Below are 21,326 nucleotides of genomic sequence, written 5' to 3' on the forward strand. Positions count from 1 at the left end.
AGCTGTGCACGGGCCCCACGTCGTTCAAAGCTGGGTCGGCTTGTGGCCCTGCTGCTGGTCTGTGCCACTTCGCCGCAGGTGCCCCGCCTGCTCCGCGCCGCTGCTCGACTTCTTCTTCGGGGAGCCGCTCGGCTTCTTCGCTGCGCCCCGGGTGGTCGACTTGCCCCGTGCGGCGGCCGCGGAGACGCGCGTGCCCCCGTCCTTGGCGCCGGGGAGAGGGCGAGCCAGCGCCTCCCCGATTTGGCGCATCGCGGGAATGTCCACCGTGACGGATGCGGTGTCCCGTGACGCCGGCGGCGGCCCGCTGCGGCCCGCGCCAGGGGGGCCGTAGGCGGAGGCGGCATAGGCAACGTCCCGCAGCGCGTCGGCAGCCGGAGTGTCGGGTCCTTTCCCCTCATCCCGTCGCCGGAGCCGGTCAGCCCCCGCCTGCGCCCACCCGGCGATCTTCTCGCACGCGTTGATCGAGACCTTGCGGAAGAACTCGCTGATGCGGTTGTCCCCCATCAGGCGCTCGAAGTGCTCCCCGGCCCGCTCTCGCATGACGCGGACCAGGTGGCCGACCGCGCCGCGCACCGTCTGGATCTTCTGCCACTCCGGGAGGTCCTGGAGCTCGGCGGTGTGCGTATCGGCCTGCTGGAGGGCGGAGTTGACGGCGTCGGCCTGCAGTGCGACGGGCGCGGCCGCCGTCTCCTCTGTGGTGGTGTCCGCTGGGGTCGTGGCGGTGGTCGGTTCCGTCGGCGCGGCCGGGGTGACCGCCTCAGTGAACGCCCGCTGCAACGTGGCGAGATCGGCGTCGAGTTCGGCGACCAGGTCCTGGGCCGTGCCGTTCGCCGAGGGCACGTGTTCGTCCCAGGCGTTCAGTACCGCCTGGAATTCGGCGCGGATGTCCATCGGTCCGGCAGGAGGCTCCGTCGCCGCGGTGTTGGCGGATGGGGTCTCCGGGCCGGTCCACAGCGGCAGGTCGCCGGCCTCCGGCTGCTCTCGCAGGGCGTCTTCCAGCGCCTGGCGGATGGCGTTGACGGCGACGTCGGGAGCCGGACCGTCACCCTCGGAGGGTGCTGCGCCTTCCGGGTTCTCCGCGGCCGGTGCGTCTGCTGGCGTCCCCACTGGGGCTGCTCGCGCGTCCGCCCGGGCCGTGTCAGTAGTCTGTGAGTCCGGGACTTCGGGACTCTGAGACTCTGTCCCTTCCTGCCGGGGCCCGGCATCTGTCGCCGCGGCGGTCCCCTCGTCGACGTCGGCCGAGCGGCGCTCGTCCTCCTCGCCCCGCGCGTCGAGGGCATCTTGCTGGACCTCCGCGTCCAGCTGCTGCCACTCGCGGTAGGCCGCAGCGGCCGCCTCTTCGGCCCGGGCGGCCTCCCGCTCTGCCTGCATCGCGGCGAGCGTTGCCTGCACCTGGTCCTGCATGCGCCGGGCGTCATACAGCAGATGGGCCAGCGGGAAGGCCAGCTGGCGGCGCTCCGGGTGCCCGGGGTCGTTCGGCAGTGCGCCGCCCCAGGCGTTGACGGCCCCCTGGACGCCGTCGAGGTGCTGCGTCATCTGCTGTGATCCGTGGGCGTCGGAGACCGCGGCCGCCAAGCCGTCGAGGTGGCCGACCAGCGCCTGGAAGTGCTCGTTCTGCCCGACGTCGGGGTAGGCCCGGGTGGCGGCTCCGGTCACTGCGTCGCGGTGCCGTACGGCGGCGTCGCGCAGGTCGGCCCGCAGCACGTCCACCCGCTGCCGGGTCTCGTCGCCGACGGCCGCCCCGGGCGCCGGACCGTACGGAGCGCCGGTGAACGCGGAGTGCATGACCGCCGCTTGGGCTGCGGCGTCCTGCGGTGCGTCGACCAGGTATGTGACGTCATTGGCCAGGCGTTCGGCGTCCAGCCGGGCGAACCATCCCCCCTCGGGGCCCGGGTGGAGCGTGGCAATGACGACGTCGCCCCGCAGTACGTCTCCGGAGTCGACCGGCTGACCGTCCAGCCCGGACAGGCGCATCCGATAGTCCGGGTCCCCGGCGAGGGCGACGGTGTCGACGTAACGCTGGGGCGCGGGCGGCTCCTCGGTGATCTGCCCGTCAGGCGCCGGTGCGTCGGTCTGCGGGGTCGGCGGGGTGGTCATGGTCGGTTCCTCCGAAGCGTCTCGCGCGGCCTCGCTCGCCGGGGTCGGGTCCGGGTCCGGCTGCGGCGGTGTGGCCGCCGTACCGGGCTCCGGTGTCTGCTGATCTCCATCCGTCGGCCGGGGGCGGTCCTGCTCGAGGAGCGACGCTTCGCGCCGTGCCTCGTGCATCCCCTCATCCGGGACCGCGACTGCGGGTTCCTGGGGGTCCGGCGCGCGGTCCGGCTCCGGATCGCTGTCCGCCGCGGTGTCGGCGGCGGCCGGCGGCTCCGGGAGTGCCTCCGGCTCGTCGTCCGTCTCGGGGGCCGACGTGGTCTTTGTGGCCGCAGGCGGCTCGGCAGGACCGGCATCGTCAACCGGTTCGTCGGAGCCCGGTTCGGTGGTGCTCTCCGGGGCCACCTGCTCGTCGTCGACGGCCGCAGGGACCTGTTCGGTAGGCGCCGTATTGGCGACCGTCTCCTCTGCGGGGTTCACCAAGAGGGCGGCCAGCTCCGCCTCGAAGGCCTCCACCGTCGCCTGCGAACGGGAGGCCAGCAGGGTGGCGGCCGCCCGCACATCCCTCAGCGGACCGCGCAGGTCCTCGTCGACCACGGCCTCCAGGGCGCCGCTCCAGACCGCCACTGTGTGGACCTGACGCACCAGGTCGTCCGGCGAGCCCGCCGGGCCGTCGCGCAGGGACTGCTCGGCGTCCCGGTACGCCGCCGCCAGCTGCGCAACGGGGTTGGTCGGGCTCCCGGCGCCGTCGGGACGCTGCTGCCGGTCGGCCTCGTAGTAGCGCTGGACCGTGAGCAGCGCGTCCCACCGTGCGAACGCCTCGCCCAGGCGCCCGATGTCCGCCTGCGCTTCCTCGTCGGCGTCGTACGGCCCGGCGGAGTCGGGCGGCGGCACGTCCACGTCCACGAGCACCACTTCCAGCTCCGGCAGGTCGGCGGCGGCCGGTGACCCAGCCGCCGCCGACATCTCCTGACGGTGCGCCAAGGCCATTGCGTCGCCGGCGGGGACGCGGTCGGCGTACCCGGCGACGTCGGCGCGCTCGGTCCAGCTGCACACGCACCACGCCTCAACCCACTCCTGGGTCGGGCCGCCGAGGGTGACGGCCGTCGCGTGCTGCAACCCGTCAGCGGCCGCCGTGGCGTGGAGGCGGAGGCGGTCCAGCATCGGCGCCCATGCGGACATGTAGCTGTCGACGGCGGTGCAGGACGCGATCAGGGTCCCCGCCTGGTCCTCGATCAGGAGCGGTGCGAGGTCACCGGAGGCGGTGCGGCCTTCCCACTCGTAGCGGACCGTGTACGGGGCGCCGGTCTCGGCGGTGATCGTCCACGAGCCGTCAGGGTGGTACTGGATCGCCTCCGACTCCCCGACTTCCGGCAGCAGCCACAGTCCGGCGTCGTAGTGCATGCGGCGGGCGGCGCTGAACCCGGCGGCGACGTCCCCAGCACTGGCCGCATGTTCGGCGACGGCCGCCAGGGCCGTGCTCTCGCCCTCGCCGGAACTGATACTGATCACGTCCCACCGGCCCGACGGCTCGACACCGTGCCACCAGGCCTGCCACATGATTCCCCGGGCGCCCCTGCCCTGGGCGTCGTGGGAGATGTGGTACTCGCCGACGGTCAGTCCGGGGCCGGTGACGGTGAACTGGTACGAGGACGGTTCCCCGTTGAGGACCCGCGGGCTGACGGTCAGCGCAGCGACGTCGACGGCCCGGGGCGTCGCCCCCTCGGCAGGCTCCGGCGCCGCGTCGCCATCGGCCGTGCCCCAGCCGGCGAGCCCGAGGATGGCGACGGCCTCCGGGTCGGTCTGCGCTTGGGGCGCGCCACGTCGGGCGATCAGCGCGGTCCGGTCCTGACGGGCGGCGAACGCCTCATCCGCCGCGCGCTTCTGCGCGTTCGCGTCCCCGCCCGCAAGTTTCGCCTCCGCGCGTGCTTCACGCATGGCTCGGTCGTCGCCCGCTTCGCAGGCCTCAGCAAGGATCTGCGCTGTCAGAGCCCTGGCAGGCCAGGGCGCGGTCTCTCCGGCATCCAGCGCGGCCGACAGCATCTGTCCGGCCAGCTCGGCATTTCGGTCGGGCCACTGCTTCCAGTGCAGCCCGCCCACCTTGGGATCGCCCTTGGCCAGAGTCCGAGCAAGGCTCTCAACGTGGCTGTAACTGATCTGCTGGGCATCATCGCTCAGGAGCCGGTACGACAGGCACCGCGCGCACACGGTGTAGCAGCCACGCTCATTGCCCTGGTCATCGTCGACGGCGACCGAGTACCGGGCCCCGGACCTCTTGGCGCTGCACTTGCCGACAAAGGGCTGCGACGCATCGCAGTATGCGTCCGGCGTGCCGGTCATGTCATCGGTGACCTGGGCCACGACGCGTAGCCGCGCGGCCGGAATGGCTTCCTGGGCCGAGTGCCAGACCTTCCACTCGGCGACGTACTGCCGATTGTCCGGGCCCTTCCGGGACCAGTCCTCACCGGTGTGGCCCTGCGCGCCGTCCGGGTCGGTCAGGTGCTCCCAGCCCCACCGGCACGACGCGATAAGACCGATGGAGCCGAATCGGCGGATCAGGAACACGCCCTCTTCGAGTTCTACGCGGTCCGTGGTCGTCTCGAACTGCGGGGGCTGCAACGTCAGGTGCCCGTAGCGAGCCCATACGGACGCGAACCGGGTACGGGTCGCCGAGTCCTCGCGGATTCTCGCCAGCATGTCCTTGAGGGCCCAGTCGTCGTTCACGGCCCACCAGTACGTGCCGTCAGCGTCGTGACCGGCCTGCCAGTGGTCCTCATCCGGATCGGAGTGCGACACAGGGCGCAGCCGGAACGCATGCCCGCCCGCCGTCGTCAGGACCCAGCCCGCTACCGGTTCGCGCCGGTCGGTGAACGGCACGGCGGTGATCGTCTCGCCCTCGATAAGCGCCGCCTGCAGCTGCGCCTCCTTCCCGCCCGCGGTCGTCACCGACTGGGCAGGCAGTTCATCAGCCGGAACGGCTCCGCTGTCCTTGCCCGTCTCCGCCGGGCCCTCTGTCGAGTCGCCGAACAGCCCGAGCTGTTCCGTCTGGCCCGTGCCGTGGGAGGCCACGTCGTCCCCTTCCCGGGTGCGTTCGGTCGGCTGGTGCTGTGCGCCCTGTTCCTCGCGGGCAGGTGGGGTGAGCTCGTCGGCAGTGTTCGTGTTCGCCGCCGGCGCGGCGGCAGCCCGCTCGATCAGGTGGGCGACATCCGCGTGCAGCCGCTGAGCCTGGACGTCGAGGTGCTGACGCAACCGGTGCAGGGGCTGGCCGACGTAGCCGTTGAGTACGTCGCCGTCGGTGGCCGCGAACAGTGCGGCTGCGGCGGCGTTGGCGGCCTCCATCGCCGCGGCGTTGGCCCGGTAGGCGTCCACGCCCCTCGCGGCCGCGTCGATCGCCCCGATCGCTTCGCTGAGCGTCTGGATCTCGTCCTGGGGGCCGGTGTCGCCGTTCGGCCAGACGCGCGTGGTGACCTCCGCGACGGCGGCGTGCAGGTCGTAGGTCCGCCGGGTTTCGGACGCGACCTGGTCGTGACTGCCGTGGCGCCCGAATACCGCGGCGACGTCCTGCGGCGCCCGCCGCTCGCGGGGTACGACCAAGACCTCGTCCGTGAGGTTCAGGGCGAAGCCGTTGCCGGTCCCGGTCGCTGCGTCGCGAGTGGAGAACGCCATGACGCTGCCCCGGCGATTGCGGTCCGCGAAGCGCAGTTCGGCGACTGCCTCACCCCGTGCACCGCCCCCTGCGATGAGGTCGCCCAGGCGGATCTCCGCCACGGTACGGGTCTCCGGCCGCAGGTCGTCACGGTGCTCGGACGGGATCACCTGCACCCGCGTGGGCAGGTTCCGGATGAAGACGCGGTCCGGGGCGGCCAGCTCCGCCCCGTTCTGGTCGAGGATCTGGGCGTCGAGGAGCGTGGCGTTCCAGTGGTAGTCGCGGAACCCGGGGAAGACGGTGCCGGTGACCGTGGCCGTCTCCGGGGCGGGCACACCCCAGGCATTCCCGTCCCACTCGATGCTCCCGCCGCTGACCACGGCCGTGATCCGGTTGCCGCCCTGGAGCGTCTCGCGGGCAACCTCGTGCGGGTGCTGCGACGCCACGGCCGCCACCAGCCCCGGCGCGGTGGCCGCTTCCGCAGCCTCCTCGGTGGCGGCCGGCAGCACCGTGTCGACGGTCTCGGGCTCGGGGTCCGTACGGACCGCCCAGATACGACGGGCCCGCGCCAGCACGGCGATGTCGTCCTCTGCCGCCCGGAAGCGGAGGTGAAGGTGGGCGATACAGTCGGCGTCGCCGCCGTCCACCCGGTACAGCTGCTTCACGTCGTTGTCGTCGAGGTGGAGACTGCACCGGCCGCAGACCCCTTCGCCCGCTAGGGCGAAGTCATAGTTGCGGTTCTGTGCGTACAGCGGCTTGTCGGCCATCTCCCGCGCCTCACGGGCCACCCGTGTGCAGAAGTCCACCGCCTCCCCCCGGCTGTCCAGGGGCCCGAACTCGACAACGACCTCGCCGTCGGACTCGACACGCGGCACGAAGGTCGAGGTCAGGGTCTCGTCGTTCTGGCTCAGCCTGATCACGAAGGGGATGCCGTCGGCGACGACGTCGAAGGCGACTTCCGTCGGGTTGAAGCGGGGACCCATCTCCCCGACCGCCACCGGGATCGGCTCGCGCACCGGGGCCAGCCCGTTCGTCGGCAGCCAGTCCGCGTATGACGTGACCGGCCGGGCGGGCACCGCATCCACTTCCGGGAGTGCCTCCAGCGGCAGTTGCTGCCCGGGCCCGTCGACGGGCCGGAGATGCGTGGCCGCGCCGTTGAGGGAGTAGGTGTACCCGGAGGACTTCTTCCCGCTGCGGGACAGCACGTGGTACTCGCCGGTGTGGCCGGTCCTGTCCGTGCTGACGAACCAGGTGTTGGTAGCCGGTCCCGGCCCTGTCACCTGGCCAGTGACCCGTTCGCCGCTCTGCCCGTCCCGCCAGGTCACCCACGAACCGGTGTCGTACTCCGCAGGGATCAGGCCCGGGGCGTCCACCCGCGGGGTCAGCCGCAGGGAAGGCAGCGGGCGGAACGGCTCTAGGCGGTTGCCCCCCTTGAACGTGCGGCGCCACCGGGCCAGCTGTTCAGCCTGCTCGGTGGGCGTCTGTGCCGCCTGCTCGTTCTTGGTCTCGACGACCGCCGTGAACTCGCTGAGCTGCCGTTGGTATGCATCCACCGCCTCCTGGACGATGCCCGCATCGGCGGGGACTTCGGGCAGGGTGAACGTCAGCCGTCCGTCCGCGCTGGTGAGACGGACCCGCCCGTCACCCCGAGCAGCGACGTCGCCCGGCCCAGCCGGTGCGGCCTCGGACTGCACCTCCTCCACGGTCATCTGCCCGTCGGGGACGCCGGCGGGGGTCTCCGGCTCCGGCTCTGCCTCGGGCTCCGCCTCGGAGACCGGCACCCGGTCCGGCTGCGTGAGACCGAACATCTCGAAAAGGTCGGCCGTCCCGTACCCGTCACCGTCCGGCGCCGGGGCGTCGTCCTCCTCGTCGGCCAGGACCTCGTCGGCCGGCGGCGCGGGCGCCGTCTCCGGCCCCTCCATCCACTGGCCCAGGGATTTCCCGGCCCGGGACGTCTGGAGTTCGGCGAGGCGGGCGGCCGCCGTACCGTCGGGATCACCGTGGACGGCGATGTGGGCACGCAGGATTGCCGCCTCACTCTCCACCTGCTGAGGGGAGAGCAGGCCCGGGTCCCGGGGCTGCAGTTCGTCCAGGTCGAGCAGCGCCTCGCCCGCCTCCGTCGAGGCCTCCGCCGGGGGAGTGGCGTCGAATTGGTCCAACTGCTGCTGGAGCCCGTCGCGCCGCTCGATGGCCTGCTTGCGCTTCTCCGTCTCGGCGGCCGACTCGTCCTTGGTGGGCTTGCCCGCCTTGTTCACCGCGATCTGCGCAGAGACCAGGCCGTCGACCAGGCTCAGGCGTTCACGGGCCCGGCCCAGGCCGGGCACCTGCCCGCGCAGCTGCTCGGAGTAGACCAGCAACTCGTCCCTGGTGGCCTGCTTGGCCGTCAGGTTGCCCTCGTCCTCGGTCTGCCGCTGGGGCGCCTCCGTGATGGTCTTGGTCAGCCGCCGCAGCAGCGTCTCGCCCTTGAGGGTGCTCAGCTCGACCGCGTCGAAGCGGTGCAGGGAGCCCGGCAGGCCGTCCAGGTGCACACGGACGAAGGGCACCTCCTGGCCGTCCTGGTGGAAGGCCACGGCGACGAGGTCGCGGCCTCCGAGCCGTCCGAGGACGGTGTCCGGGTTGCGAGCGCCTTTCTCCGGGAGTCCCTCAAGGACGCCGACGAGCGCACTGGTAAGGGGTACGGCGGCGTCCTTGTGCGCCGTGTAGGTGACACCGCCCAAGGTGATCTCGAAGTCGTCGCCCAGGACCGGGCGGAGGGACGGCAGGACGATGCCGCGCCGGTTAATGTCCCGGGTCAGGGTGTCGATGTCCTTGTTGAGCTGCTGGACCTTCTTGAAGACGATGGCCCGCTGGGTGGCCCGGTTGTTCTGGTCCAGGGTGAGGGTGCGCAGCTTCTTGCGCAGGTCCTCCTGGGCGATCAGGTACGGGTTGCCGGAGATGATCGCCATCGCTTCCTCGAACGGAACGATCGCCTCGTCGACTTCCTGGATCTCGTCCGACCCGGCGTCCAGCCGGGCCTTGTAGAGCTGGTCGAAGCCCTTGGCCTTCGTCGCGAGGATGCCGTACATCCGTGAGTCGAAGGTGTTCTCCGTGGCCACCCATACGATCTCGACGACCTTGTTCTGATTGCCCTGCCGCAGGGCCCGGCCGTCCTTCTGCTTCATGTCGGCGGGCCGGAAGTCCGGGTCGACGTGGTACAGCGCGACGGCGCGGTTCTGCGCGTTCAGGCCCTTGCCCATGCGCTGGGTGGAGCCGATCAGGACGTTGCTGCCGCCGTCGTTGGCGCGCGCGGTCAGCTTGCGCCGCTGGTCGGCGCGGGACGCGTCATGGATAAAGTCGATCTTCTCGGCGGGCACGTCACGCTCCACCAGGAGGTCTTTCAGCTCCTGGTAGGCGTTGAAGTTGCCGCGGTTCTTGCCGCCCGGGGTGCCCTGGTTGAGGAAGACCATCTGGAGGGCCCCGGGGACGGGGTGGGGCCGGAGGTCCTTGTACCGGAGGTCCTTGTACTGGTCGTTCTTCGTCTCGTGGTACTTCGCCGCGATGCGGTCGGCGAGCATCCGGAGCTTGTTGCCGGGCTCCGCCTGCGCGTCGATCAGCCGTGGGTCGAGGGCGATGACCCGCGCGTCGGTGTTGATCGAGAGCGGGTTGTCCTCGCTCTTGTCGACCTCGCCCAGGTGGTAGGCCTCGTACCGCTCGCCCAGCTCCTCCATGAGCGCCTGCTGCTCGGTGGTGGCCGGCACGAGCATCAGCTCAGGCTCGCCGCCCTTGATGCTCGGCATCGGCAGCCCGAGGTCTTCCTCATCCTTGTAGTCGACCACCGGCAGCCACAGCTGCCGCAGCAGGGAGTTGACGCTGTGGAAGGACGCGAACCGTTCGACGGATTTGAAGCCCTTGCCGTCTACGGTCATCTCCAGCCGCTCCACCATCTTCCCGTACATGGTGGCGAAGGCGTCGAACTCCTCGATGCCGAGGCTGCGCAGCAGGTCTGGGTTGGCCAGCAGCAACAGCGAGTGCAGCTCTCCGATGGCGTTCGACAGCGGAGTGCCGGTCGCCAGGCAGCCCATCGGGCCGGTGGGCTTGTTGCGGCGGGCCCACTCCAGCACGGCATGCAGGTGCTGTGCCTTGGCGGACCCGGCGACCCGGGCGCCGGGGATCTTGGAGCGGACGGCGAGGTTCTTGTACTCGTGCGCCTCGTCGATCGCGAAGAAATCCAGGCCGAGGTCGTCCATGTAGACCTGTCCCGGCGTGCGGACGGCGGCCGCCTTCTCCTTGAGGCTCTCCTCGTGCTGCTGGCGCCTCTCCTGGAGCTGCTTGAGGCTGATCGACTTCCCTTCGCGCCGCCGCTCGTGAAGGATCTGCGCGTCCAGCTTGCGCAGTTCCTCGTCGTTGTAGAACTCGTAGAACTCCGGGCTCAGCGGGATCGAGTCGAACAGCGAGTGCGACATGATGATCAGGTCGAAGCTGTTCGCGCGGACGTACTGGAACATCCGGTCGCGCTTGCCGTCGGCGAGGTCGGCGCTGGTCAGCGTCAGGATGCGGGCCGCCGGGAAGAGGCGGCGCACCTCTCCCTCCCACTGCTCGACCAGGTAGTTCGGGACCGCCACCATCGGCTTGTTGATCTGGCCGGTGTTCTTCATCGCCATCATGCCGAGGGCCAGCGCCCCCGTCTTACCGGCGCCGACCACGTGGGAGAGCACGAGACAGCGTTCGTGCGCCATCCGGGCCGCGGCCGCCAGCTGGTGGTCGTACGGCGTGAAGTCCGGATCGAGCCCGGTCAGGGAGGGGCGGGAGCCGGTGAAGTCCCGGATCACCCGGTTGTTCATCTGCCGGTTGTAGACGTCCGCGGCCCGGGCGGCCCGTACGGAGTCGTCGAGCACCCACGCCTCGACGGCGTCGCGCCACTCCTCCGCCTTGACCCGTACCGCGCGGGCGGCTTCCTCGTCGTCGTGGGGCCGCCCGGTCATCGAGCCGCCGTTGAGGACCCGGCTGAGCAGGGCCAGCGGGGACAGGCCGCCCGCGCTGTGCTTGATCTCGTCCTCTTCGCTCAGGCCGCGGCCCTTGAGGATGTGCCAGTTGCCGTTGCCTGAGTGCTGGATGGTCAGGTGGGCGTCGCCCAGGTGCGTCCGGAAGAACTCCTGCACCAGGTCGTCGGGGAGCCAGGCGGCGCCCAGGCGGACGGCGAACTGGCCGGGGAGCATCTCGCGCGGCTGGACGCGTTCCAGTTCGGCGACGTTGACCCGGAAGGCTGCATCGCGCAGGGCGGCCTGCCGGGCGATCTCCAGCTTGGTGCGGACGTCCCCGGAGAGGTAGTCGGCGCTGTAGAGGAGTTCTCCGGTGAGCGGGTCGGTGAATACCGAGCGGGCCAGCCGCCGGCGGGCCTCGTCTTCGTCGACCTGGAGCATCCACGCGATGTGGGCGAGGTCAACGTGCCCGCGCTCGGCGACCACCGCGTCCAGCGCCTGCTGCGCGTCGTCGGTGTGCTGCCCCAGCACGCTGCGGCGGGCGGCCGGGGCGTGGTCGAGGATCTCCGAGACGTGCACCGTCTCGGAGTCCGCCTCCCACATCTCCAGCGCCAGGACCTCGTAGGCCTGCGGGTCGTTGAGGAAGTAGCCCCAGGCGGTCAGCCCGGTGACGCTCTCGCCCTCGCCCGTCTGCGTCGTGACGTTCTGCTGCTGCCGCGGCCGGGACAGAGCCCCGTGCGCGGCGACGTACCGCTCGTAGGTCTCCTTGGTCAGGCGCCGGTGAGCGTCGGCCAGTGCGAGGTCGGAGCCCGACCGGTCCAGCTCGTTCAGCCCGCGCACCAGGTCCTTGAGGTCGATCAGTGCGGCGAGCTGCGCGTGCTGATCGGCAGGCAGCTCGACGGCCACCAGCTCCCCGTCACCGGAGGTCTGCCACAGCTTGCCCTCCACGTCGGCGGACAGGCGGCCGGTGAAGTCCTGGAGGTCGGCCGCTGGCTTCAACCGCAGAGGCGGCCGGTGCGGCCCCTCGGGGTGCGGCGCGTACCAGCGCCGCGCGAGGACCGCGCTGTCGGTGACCTGCCGCAGGGCGGTGCGCAGCGCCTCCCCGATGTCCGGGTCGCCGTCGACGGCGACCTCCGGGCCGTGGGCGCCCATGCGGCTGGCCAGGGTGCCCAGCACGTGCTCGGGGTGGGCGGCGAAGTAGTCGTTGACCGGCAGCTGGTGCTCGCCCACGGCCCGCTTGCTGGAGGTGAGCCAGGACCGGTCGAGGGGTTCCTCGCCGTCCATGCGGCGGCGCAGGACGAGGATGTCGGTGACCACGTCCGTACCGGCGGAGCGGGCGAAGGCCTTGTTCGGCAGGCGTACGGCGCCCAGCAGGTCGGCCATCTCGGACAGCTCTTTGCGGGCCGTGGCGCTCTCGGCATCCAGGGTGTGCCGGGAGGTGATCAGTGCGACCACGCCGCCCGGCCGGGTCAGCGCCACCGACTTGATCAGGAAGTGGTTGTGCAGGCGGTGGCGGCCACGGTTGTGCCGGGGGTCGTACAGCGAGACCCGCGCGAAGGGCACATTGCCCACGACGCCGTCGAAGGAGCCGTCCGGGGCGACGGTGTCGGCGAACGATTCGTTCAGGACCGTCACGCCGGGCGCCAGCAGCCGGGAGACGGCCGCGGACGTCGGGTCGATCTCGACACCCGTCAGCCGGGCCGACTCCGGCGCGGTGCCGAAGGTGACGCCCGCGCCGCTGCCGGGCTCCAGCACCTCACCGCCGTCGAACCCGAGGTCGGCCAGCGCCTGCCACAGGGCGGAGGTGATCTCCGGCGGCGTGTAGTGGGCGCTCAGCGTCGAGGCGGCCGCCGCCCGCCATTCGTCATCGTCGAGCAGCACCCGCAGCGGGTCACGCACCTCCGCGAAGGACTCCCAGCGGGCCGCGGCCGCCGCGTAGCCGCCCTCCCGCTCGCCGCCCGGCCCGAACACCGGATCGTTGGCTACGGGGCGCGCGGCGAAGATCTCGGGGACCGAGCCCCACCCCGACCAGCGGGCCAACACCCGCTGTTCGTCGGCGCTGGCCGGCCGCTTCTCCTCGCGCACCCGCTTGAGGACGCGGACCGCCTCCAGGTTGGCGGCGGCCTTGGCCCGCTCGCCCGCCGGGGCCAGGTCCTCCTGGGAGGCGGGCCGGAAGACTACCGGGGCAGCTCCGCGTCCCGGCTGTCCTCCTCCGGCTCCAGGAACACGATCTCCCTCAGCGCCTGATCCCGGGCCATCTGCTGAGCCGCCTTCAGCTTGCCCGCCCGCCGCCGGTGGTCCGTCTCCCGCATCGCTTCGCCCATCTTCTCCTCGGTCAGCTCCGCGATCCGTTCCTGCACGTCCGTCGCCAGACCCTGGAAGAACGCCTCCGCCTCCGGGTCCTCCATCTGCGACAGCTCCCGCGGCCGGTACGTCTCCCAGTGCCGACGGGCCGTCGTCGCGTACTCGCTCACTGTCTGCCTCTCCGTCCTGCGGTGACTCGGCACTCGCATTATCCGGCCCCAGCGGCTCCAGGCCGCGGGTCCCCATCAGCGCCACGAGGTCGTCCAGGGCGCGCAGCACGTTCGGACGGGCCCGCTTGGCCCGCTCCCGGGTCTTCTTGTCGTCGGAGTCCAGTTCCTCGTCGAGCCGGTCGACCAGGCGCCGTCCCATCTGCTCCAGCACCGGCAGCGTTCGCTCCGGCACGTCGAGAGCGTGCACCATGATCTTCTTGCCGGTCTCGTCCCACGACTGGGACCGCGAGGAGTCGGCCACCTGCGTGATCAGGTACTTCTCCGCCTCGCCCGACAGCGTCAGGTCGCTGAAATGGGTGGTGAGCTGGTCGACGAACGACGGGGGCAGCTCGACCGCCACGTAGGCGCCCCAGGTACGGGTGTCACGGGTCTGCGGGTCCTTCTCGTACTCCCCGATCAGCCAGCGCAGCGCATCGGTGCGCCACTCCTCCTCGCGGGTGATGTCCCGGCCGCGCCACAGCCGCGCCCGCCAGCCCGAGTAGTAGTCGGTGATCTCGCCGTAGTAGCGGTTGTCGATCCGGATTCTGGTGGTGCTGTTGTGGCCGTAGGTCTCCAGCCGAATCCGGCCGTCCGTCTCCAGCAGCGCCCTGAACGCCTTCTCGTCGCGCTGCTTGACCTCCTCGTGAAGAACGTGGCGGCGGGCCGTGAACACCTTCTCCACGCGGTCCTTGGCCGGGATCGAGCCCGCGAACTCGGTGTCGGACAGGCGTAGCCCGCGCAGGGCCTCCAGGGCCTCCGTCAGCTCGACGTCGTCGAGGCCTTCCGCCGGCGGCTGCTCTCCCCAGGCGTGCAGCCTGCGGTCGGCGATCTCCGCCCCCACCGCCGCCACCCGACCCCCGAAGGCGTCAGCAGCCTCCGGAGGCCGCTGATGACGGTCCTTGACCAGCTGGGCGCCCTCCGCCTGGAGGTCCTCGTCGGTGAGCTGCACGACCGGCGGCCGGGCCTCCAGCTCCGCCGCCGTACGCCCGGCCTGCTCGACGCGCAGCAGCGCGTCCCGCTCCCGGCGGGCCACCCCCAGCGGCGTACGGTCCTCATGGCCGTAGGGCCCGCGCCGCACGGTGGGCGCCAGCGCTTCCCGCTCCGCGGCGATCTCGCCGTCTTCCATCCCGGCCGGGTCGGGCCGGGTCTCCACCTGCGCGACCTCGCGCTTCTCGCGTTCCTGCTTCAGGGGGGCGATCTGCTCGTCGAGCCGTCGGCTGCGCGCACTGCCGTACGCGGCGCCGCGGCGCTCCTCGTGCAGCCGCTCCAGCTCTGCGGCGAGCACGCCGTCCGTCAGGTCCTGTGGGCTCAGCACCGGTGTGGCCGCCGGTGCCGGTGCGGCCGGAGCCTCCGGCGCGGCCGCCACGGCGGCCGCCGGGACCAGGACGGCGGCGCGGGCCGGGGCGGGGGCGGCGGGGGCGGCGGGGGCGAGGACGCCGCGCAGCCGGTCTTCGTCCGCCCGGATCTCCACCATGCGCCCCTGCGCGTACAGGGCCCGGGCCAGCCGGTCGACGCTCTGCGCCCGGGCGATGGCCCGGGTGGTGCCCGCCGTGACGTACGCCTTCGCGAAGCCGCTGTAGGTGAACCCCGCCGACCGCAGCAGGGCCTTCATGTCGGGCCAGTCGTCGGCGAACCTGTCCGTGCCGTGCACGATCGGCCGGTGGTCCAGGTAGTAGATCCACAGCCCGTCCCGGGCGCCAGGCTCCAGCTGGGCGATCCGGTGCTGCCATACCGCGTTCTGTACGAAGTCGTCCGAGCGCTGCCCGGAGATGCGCCGCCCGTCGCGCATCTCGCCGAGGAACGCGCTCTTACGCGTCTTCGGATCGAGCTTGCGCTCTCCCCGGGCGATCAGCAGCCCGTCAGGGTCGAAGACGGTGACCTTGTCCAGGGAGCTGTCGTAGGCGTACTCCTGCCCGCCGTCGGTCGGCCAGGCGGTCACGTCCGCCGGCGCCGTGCCCGCCCAGCGGGCGTCCGGGTCCCGGCCGCGGACCTGATCAAGCAGGCCGTACCCGTACGGCGAGCGAAGCCGGTCGATCAGGCCCTCGCTGGTCCAGTCGAACGGCTCCCCGGTCGCCGTGTCCCGCCACTGGTCGAGTGCCTCCGCCAGGGCGCGGGCCCGCGGCCCCTTGTCCTCGGGGTGGCGGTCCTCGTACTCCAGCATGAGCACGGGCTGTGCGGTGCCTGCGTGGAAGACGCCCCACCGGTGCCGCCCGGAGTCGGTGTAGCTCATTCGGGCGATGACCAAGTGCTCGCCGACCAGATCGACTTCGCTCGCGCGTTCCTCGCGCCGCCAGACGGTGGCCTTGCGGTTGGCCGCCTCGTCCTTCGTCTCCGCGATCCGGTAGGGGTCGCCTTCCTCAAGGCGCCAGTGGCGTCGCACGTCTTCCGGTGTCGCGAACCGTTCCCCCATGCGCTTTCTCCCCGTGCCACGAATTCCCGTGGCACGTCAGCAAGCGCACGCCACGTTCTCCCCACGGGACCCTACCGACCAAGGTCAAAAACCTCGATCCAGATACGCCGGGGACAGTTCGGTGAATGCGGGCGTTTCCGAACACCGCCTTTGACCGCGCTTGGCCGAATTCACCGTTCTTTGTCAGTGGCGGTGGGTATCGTTTTTCGAGCAAGGCCACGCACAGGCCCAAGCCAGCCTCAGCCCATGACTGGGAGCGATCTGAGGCGAAGGTGCCAGGACCACACGGTCCCAGCGCATCAGTGCGACGAGAGCACCACCGGTCCGTCCAACGGGCCTTCCGTATGCCCGCGCAGCTCACCACGTTCTTGCTCGCGTGCATCGGGTCATGGGTAACCGCTGCACGCCGACGAGGAGAACTCGTGGTCAAGAAGCACGGGAAGAAGCAGCGCGCCAAGAAGCGCCAGGACCGCACCGGAGCCGCGTACAGCTCCGCGGCCGCCGGCACCACCCACACGCACAACCCGCTCCCGGACCTGAGCGCCCTGCCGCTCGTGCCGCACGGCAGCTGGAGGGTCCTGGATCTCGACCTCGCCGCCCGCTTGGTCGCCGCCTGCCGGGCCGGGTGCCAGCCGTGCCAGCAGACGTTGATCCCGAAGGTCGTGAAGGAGAACCGGGCGACGCTCGCCGCGCTCGCCGGAGCCGTCTACGGCGCCGTCCCCACCGCCGGGTTCGCCGCCTCCGACACGACCCGGCAGTGGGCCCCCCTGGCCCGTACGGCCATGCAGGCCGGGAGCGGTGACGAGGCGTTCGCCGCCGTCGACGCGATGGACGAGGCCGCCGCGGCCGCGCTCCTGGACGATGCGCTCGACCACTGGGCGATGGGGGACGGCCCCGTCCTGGCGGAAGCCGTCCGGAAGGTCTCCGAGGGCGCCTCGCGGCGCGGGACCAACGACCCGACGGACGCCTTCCGGGCGGCCGGGATCGACGTCGTCACCCTGGACGACCTGGACCTGGGCGACGTCGACGCCTACCACCTCGCGGAGAACTACGGGGTGTTCGTCGGGCAGACGACGACCCCCGACGGGCAGCCCCTGCCAATGCTCACCCTCTACCCGGAGAGCGAGGGCGCCGGGATCGAGGACCTGGAGGCCCGCACCGACTGGGACCACTGGGGGCTGCACGGCATGCCGGACGTGGACCCGTCCTGGCGCCTGCGCGCCACCATCGCCGACCGCTCCCTGAGCGGACTGGTCCACGTCGACGACGACGGCCAGGACGACATCGAGCTGTGGCGGGCGGCCCAGACCGTGAGCCTGCCCGCGGACTGGTGGGGCCTGCTCGACCGGGCCCAACACGTCCTGGTGGTCGGCCCCGTCAATGAAGCCGACCACCAGGCTCTCCAGGCCGCCGGCGACGCGGGCGAACTGCTCGCCGTCATCGCACGAGTGAGCTTCCACTGATGGCCCGCCGTGAGCGCCGCCCCCGCCAGCACCTGCCCGGGATCGCCGACCTCCGCATCGCGGCCGACGAGACCACTACTGCCCTGGTCGTCGAAGCCCTGCGCCGGGAGTTCAGCATCACCGACCCCGAGCCGTACGACAGCGGATACAGCTACCTCCGGCTCGACACCGGCAACACCGCCGCCGACCCGGACGACGACTGACCCGCCTCATCTCCGGTCGGAAAACAGGAACTTGCCCAGGCCAGGGACACACAGCCCCGGTGCCGTCCGGCGCGCACGCACCCGCACCACGGGAGCGCTGACCGCGCCGGGCGGTGCCGGGGGAGCGGGGGCCTGGGGGGCGGCGAAGCCCCCCAGCAGCCACCGACCCCAGCCCGGGCGCATCGAGGAGACCCGCAGATGCACCAGGAAGTGAACCCCCCAGAGTCCCCGCCCGGCGCCAGCACCGACGGCGTGGTCTGGCTCCGTCCCGAGTACCAGGGCCGCCAGGGCGAGTTGGTGACGCTGGCCGCCGGCGCCCGGCTCGTCGGCGTCAGTGCGGCCGCCGTCTCGAACTGGCAGAACCGGTACCCGGAGACGTTCCCCCGGCTCGCGCTGCTCACCGGCCCGCCGCACAAGCGGACCAAGTGGGTGGTCACCGTCGAGCTGGTCGGCTTCGCCCGCGACCAGCGCACCCGGGAGCGCGACCGGTCCGGCCCCCGCAGTCCGCAGCGCCCGGGCGCCGAGATCGCGGCGGAGCAGACGGCGCACTACGAGGAGGTGCTGCGCACGCTCACCGAACGGGAGGACCGCCAGGCCAAGGCCCTGGCCCGCACCCGGGCCGCCAAGCGCGCGGCCGACCAGAAGCTCGCCCGGGCCCGCGCCCGGCTCGCCGCCGAGGTCGACGCCGTCGCTCGACTCGGCACCCAGAGGGACCACCGCACGATGACCACCGAGGAGGAGTGCCGACCGTGACGGACACCACGACCGAGACCATCGCCGCGGCGATCCCGCAGCAGGAGCCGTACGTCCCCGAAGCCCTGGGGGCGACCCGGATCGCGCTGCTGCTTGCCGAGCACACAGGCGAGCCGGTCACCCCCGACGACGTCGCCGAACTCGTCGCCCAGGAGCACCTGAAGGTCGTCGACCACTACAAGGGCTGGCCGATGTACTCCACGGCGGCCGCGCGCGAACTCGACACCGACCTGGTGCGCTCCGTCGTCGGCGAGCGGGTGGCGTGGGAGGCGGCGAGCCTGCCCCGGGACGCGGCGGCCTCCCGGATCGGCTGGCACTGGAGCGACCTGGTGCGCATGGGCGAGGAGGGCCGCATCACGACCGGCCGGGGAGGCCGGTACCTGATCACCGACCTGGACACGATGGCCGCCGAGGCCGACGGCGAGCAGTACGTCACCGCGCAGGCCGCCGCCACGGACGTGCTGGAGATCCGGGCGAGCGACTGGAAGTACGTCGAGGCCGCCGGGTGGGTTCGCCCGGCACACGTCTACGAGAAGGAAGTCGGCCGCCACCGTACGGTCACCGTCTCGCTCTACCGGCTCGGGGACGTCCGCGCGCTGTTGGAGCTGCCCGGCGTCGATTGGGAGGCGGTCCGCGGACTACCGAAGGGGAAGCCGTCCCCGCTGCGTGAGTACGCCCGGCTCGCCCCGACCCGGGGCGCCGCCGTACGCGGCTTCGCGCAGGGCCTCGCTGACCGGCACGGCGTGACCGTCTGGGCCTGGCACTCGCCGTACACCGACCGCTGGGAGCTGGACTGGGAGCGGATCGAGGACCTGCCCACCGAGGCCACGGTGCGGCGGGAGCTGGCCGACGACCCCGAGGCGGGCCCGTACGCGGGCGAGATCGAGCTGTGCCCGGCGTGGGGCGAGATCACCCGGGAGGCGCGGGACCTGCTGGAGCCGGGCCGCGCGGTCGTGCTCGACACCGAGACCACCGACCTGTCCGGCTACACCGTCGAGATCGCCGTGATCGACGCGGCCACCGGCAAGAAGCTGATGGACACCCTGGTCAACCCCGGCGACGCCGAGATCAGCGACGGCGCCCGCTGGGTGCACGGCATCACAGACGAGATGGTCGCCGACAAGCGGCCGTTCGAGAAGGTGCTCCCCCGGCTCCGCAAGGTCACCAAGGGGCGCGTCGTTCTCGCGTACAACGCCGAGTTCGACAGGTCTGCCGTGCTCCGCGACGTCGCGCGGGCCGGGAAGAAGCCGATGCACCTGGAACCCTGGGACAGCTGGTACTGCCTGATGAACGCGTACGCCGACTGGCTCGGCTCCCGCCGGTGGCTCCGGCTCGGCGGCGGCCACCGTGCCGCCGGCGACTGCGAAGCTGCCCGGCAAGTACTTGTCGAGATGTCCAAGGGGAGAGGCGCCGTCTTCGCGCCGCTCCCGGTGGCGCCGGGTGCCAACGTGCCTGGCCCGCCCGCCGGTTCTGCACTCGCGACTGTCCCGGACGCCTGAACCGGTCCTCCCTCTCCGATCAGAGCGCGACCCCTCATCCAGCCAGATGTGGGGTCGTCTTCGTTTCTCCGGGCTGTGTCGTGCATGGGGTCGACGCCTGCACCGTCGGGCGCCGTGGCAGCATCATGGCCGTTACTACATTGCCGCTGCACGAGGAGAACCACGCCGTGCTCATCGCCAACCTCAGTCCCCGCAGCATGGGCAAAACCACGGACACCGGAATGATGGGCCACGCATTCCACGAAGCCGGGTACCCCGTGCAGCTCTGGGACGCCGATGAATCCGAACACCTCTCCCAGTGGCACGAGATCGCGGGCTTCCCCTTCGAAGTCAAGAAGAACGCAACCGCCCGGTTCGCGGAGGAGTACACCCCGCTCGGTGAGCGTGGCATCGACATCGTTGACGTAGGCCACACCGAGAACCACCCGCACATTGCGGACTCGGTGCTCAAAGTCGCCGACCTCGCGATCATCCACATGGAGGCATCCATGGCGGACTATCAGCGTATGCACCAGCCCCGCACCTCCACCAAGGTCGAAACGATGGTGAGGCGTTCAGCGCTTGACCGGCCCTCTCGTCAGGCACCCCCACTGTGGGTCCTCCTCAACCGGGTGCGTTCCAACGTGCGCTCCGAGCGCGAAATCCGTGACCTGCTCACCGAGGCCCAGTACAACGTCTTCACCGTCAAGATCCCGATGCTGGACGAGATCAAGCAGGCCACCGGCTTCCCCGTCGAGAAGGCCGCGCGCGGTCCCTTCGGTGAGCTGGTCACCGAGATGCAGAACCTGGGGCTGGTCAAGAATGCCTAGGCGCGATTTCAAGAGAGCCTCCGCCAAGGGCTCCAACCTCAAACCGGAGTCAACTGCCTCCACTGCGGCCGGCGTCAAGAAGGGGGCTGCCGGAACCGTCGTCGTACGACCCGAGCAGACTGAGGAAGTGCCTCAGCTCCGCGCGCAGCCGTTCACCATGGAGCACTGGGCGCTCACCCTCCCCGACGTCGACTCCACCGCCAACGGGCCCCTTGACGCCGACGAACAACGCCAGCTCGACGAAGCGCACCGCGCGATCGACAACCTCAACTCGGCACGATGGATGCTCGGCTACTCCCTGGAGGCGGTACGGCGGCGGCGCCTGTACCGGGGAGACGGCACCCGTACCTGGGAGCAGTACCTAGACCAGGAACACGACGGCATGTCGACGTCCGGCGCCGACCGCTTGCAGAAGACGTGGCGCCTGGCCCGCGCGGTGCAGAAGGAGCTCGGCCGCCCCCTGCCCGACAGTCACCTGGACAAGCTGCGATCGCACGCCGAGGCCACCAGCGACGAGGAAGCCGCCCGCGCGTACGCAGCCCTGTACCGGGCGCACCAGGACCAATCGCTCCGGCTCACCGCCGGACAGGTCTCCGACCGGGTGAAGACAGCAGCCAAGGCGGCCAGGGGCATCAAAGACCCGGTCGCCCGCACGCAGGCCTTCAGCGCCGCCTGGCAGGCCGAGTTGGTGATGCCCGCACCTCGCACGGAGGAGCCGGACGCGGCCGCACCGGACAAACAGTCCGGCCCTGGAGATCCGGTGGACGCGGCCCTCCTCCTCCTGGAACGCGCACACCGCGCCATCGAGGACGCAGCCGAGGACCGGAACGCCACGGCTCAACGCGCCGCCGAGGCCGCCGACCGCCAGCAGAAGGCCATCCGCAAAATCGGCCGTATCCTCGCCAAGGTCACCGTCGACGCCGACGACATCGTCGACGCGGAGATCGTCGAGGACTAACCGGCCCCGAGAAGTGGGGGGGGGTG

General features: G+C 71.5%; 7 protein-coding genes. 6 read left to right on the plus strand and 1 reads right to left on the minus strand.

The genetic code is table 11. The features are described 5' to 3' along the window. Positions 1-24: 24 nt before the first annotated feature. Positions 25-15,615 (minus strand): helicase-like domain-containing protein, encoded by a 15,591-nt coding sequence (locus tag IE267_RS36790; protein WP_189766232.1) that lies wholly within the window; start codon positions 15,613-15,615, stop codon positions 25-27. 422 nt (positions 15,616-16,037) lie between these two features. Between IE267_RS36790 and IE267_RS36795 the strand changes: the two genes are divergently transcribed. From IE267_RS36795 to IE267_RS36820, 6 genes are all read left to right on the plus strand, one after another. Beyond that, the gene (locus IE267_RS36795) at positions 16,038-17,078 is read left to right on the plus strand and encodes a hypothetical protein (protein ID WP_189766233.1); all 1,041 of its coding nucleotides are present in this window, start codon (positions 16,038-16,040) and stop codon (positions 17,076-17,078) included. Beyond that, complete coding sequence (locus tag IE267_RS36800; protein WP_189766234.1) at positions 17,078-17,281, plus strand: hypothetical protein; 204 nt, start codon at positions 17,078-17,080, stop codon at positions 17,279-17,281. The genes IE267_RS36795 and IE267_RS36800 overlap by 1 nt, the downstream gene beginning before the upstream one ends. A gap of 198 nt (positions 17,282-17,479) precedes the next feature. Continuing rightward, positions 17,480-18,034: a hypothetical protein gene (locus tag IE267_RS36805; protein WP_189766235.1), complete on the plus strand. Its 555-nt coding sequence runs from the start codon at positions 17,480-17,482 to the stop codon at positions 18,032-18,034. Then, on the plus strand, positions 18,031-19,533 hold the full coding sequence (locus tag IE267_RS36810; protein WP_189766236.1) for a 3'-5' exonuclease: 1,503 nt from the start codon (positions 18,031-18,033) through the stop codon (positions 19,531-19,533). Before IE267_RS36805 ends, IE267_RS36810 begins: the two co-directional genes overlap by 4 nt. Positions 19,534-19,658: 125 nt before the next feature. Next, positions 19,659-20,342 (plus strand): nucleotide-binding protein, encoded by a 684-nt coding sequence (locus tag IE267_RS36815; RefSeq protein ID WP_189766237.1) that lies wholly within the window; start codon positions 19,659-19,661, stop codon positions 20,340-20,342. 127 nt (positions 20,343-20,469) lie between these two features. Next, complete coding sequence (locus IE267_RS36820; RefSeq protein ID WP_189766238.1) at positions 20,470-21,300, plus strand: hypothetical protein; 831 nt, start codon at positions 20,470-20,472, stop codon at positions 21,298-21,300. Positions 21,301-21,326: the final 26 nt, after the last annotated feature.

The sequence above is a fragment of the Streptomyces xanthochromogenes genome, from assembly GCF_014650455.1.
Classification (GTDB): Bacteria; Actinomycetota; Actinomycetes; order Streptomycetales; family Streptomycetaceae; genus Streptomyces; species Streptomyces xanthochromogenes.

What these genes read in the sequence shown, in the direction of transcription:
- IE267_RS36790 (WP_189766232.1), bottom strand. Translation starts at nt 15,615, where the DNA reads ATGGGGGAACGGTTCGCGACACCGGAAGACGTGCGACGCCACTGGCGC.
- IE267_RS36800 (WP_189766234.1), top strand. Translation starts at nt 17,078, where the DNA reads ATGGCCCGCCGTGAGCGCCGCCCCCGCCAGCACCTGCCCGGGATCGCC.
- IE267_RS36805 (WP_189766235.1), top strand. Translation starts at nt 17,480, where the DNA reads ATGCACCAGGAAGTGAACCCCCCAGAGTCCCCGCCCGGCGCCAGCACC.
- IE267_RS36815 (WP_189766237.1), top strand. Translation starts at nt 19,659, where the DNA reads ATGGCCGTTACTACATTGCCGCTGCACGAGGAGAACCACGCCGTGCTC.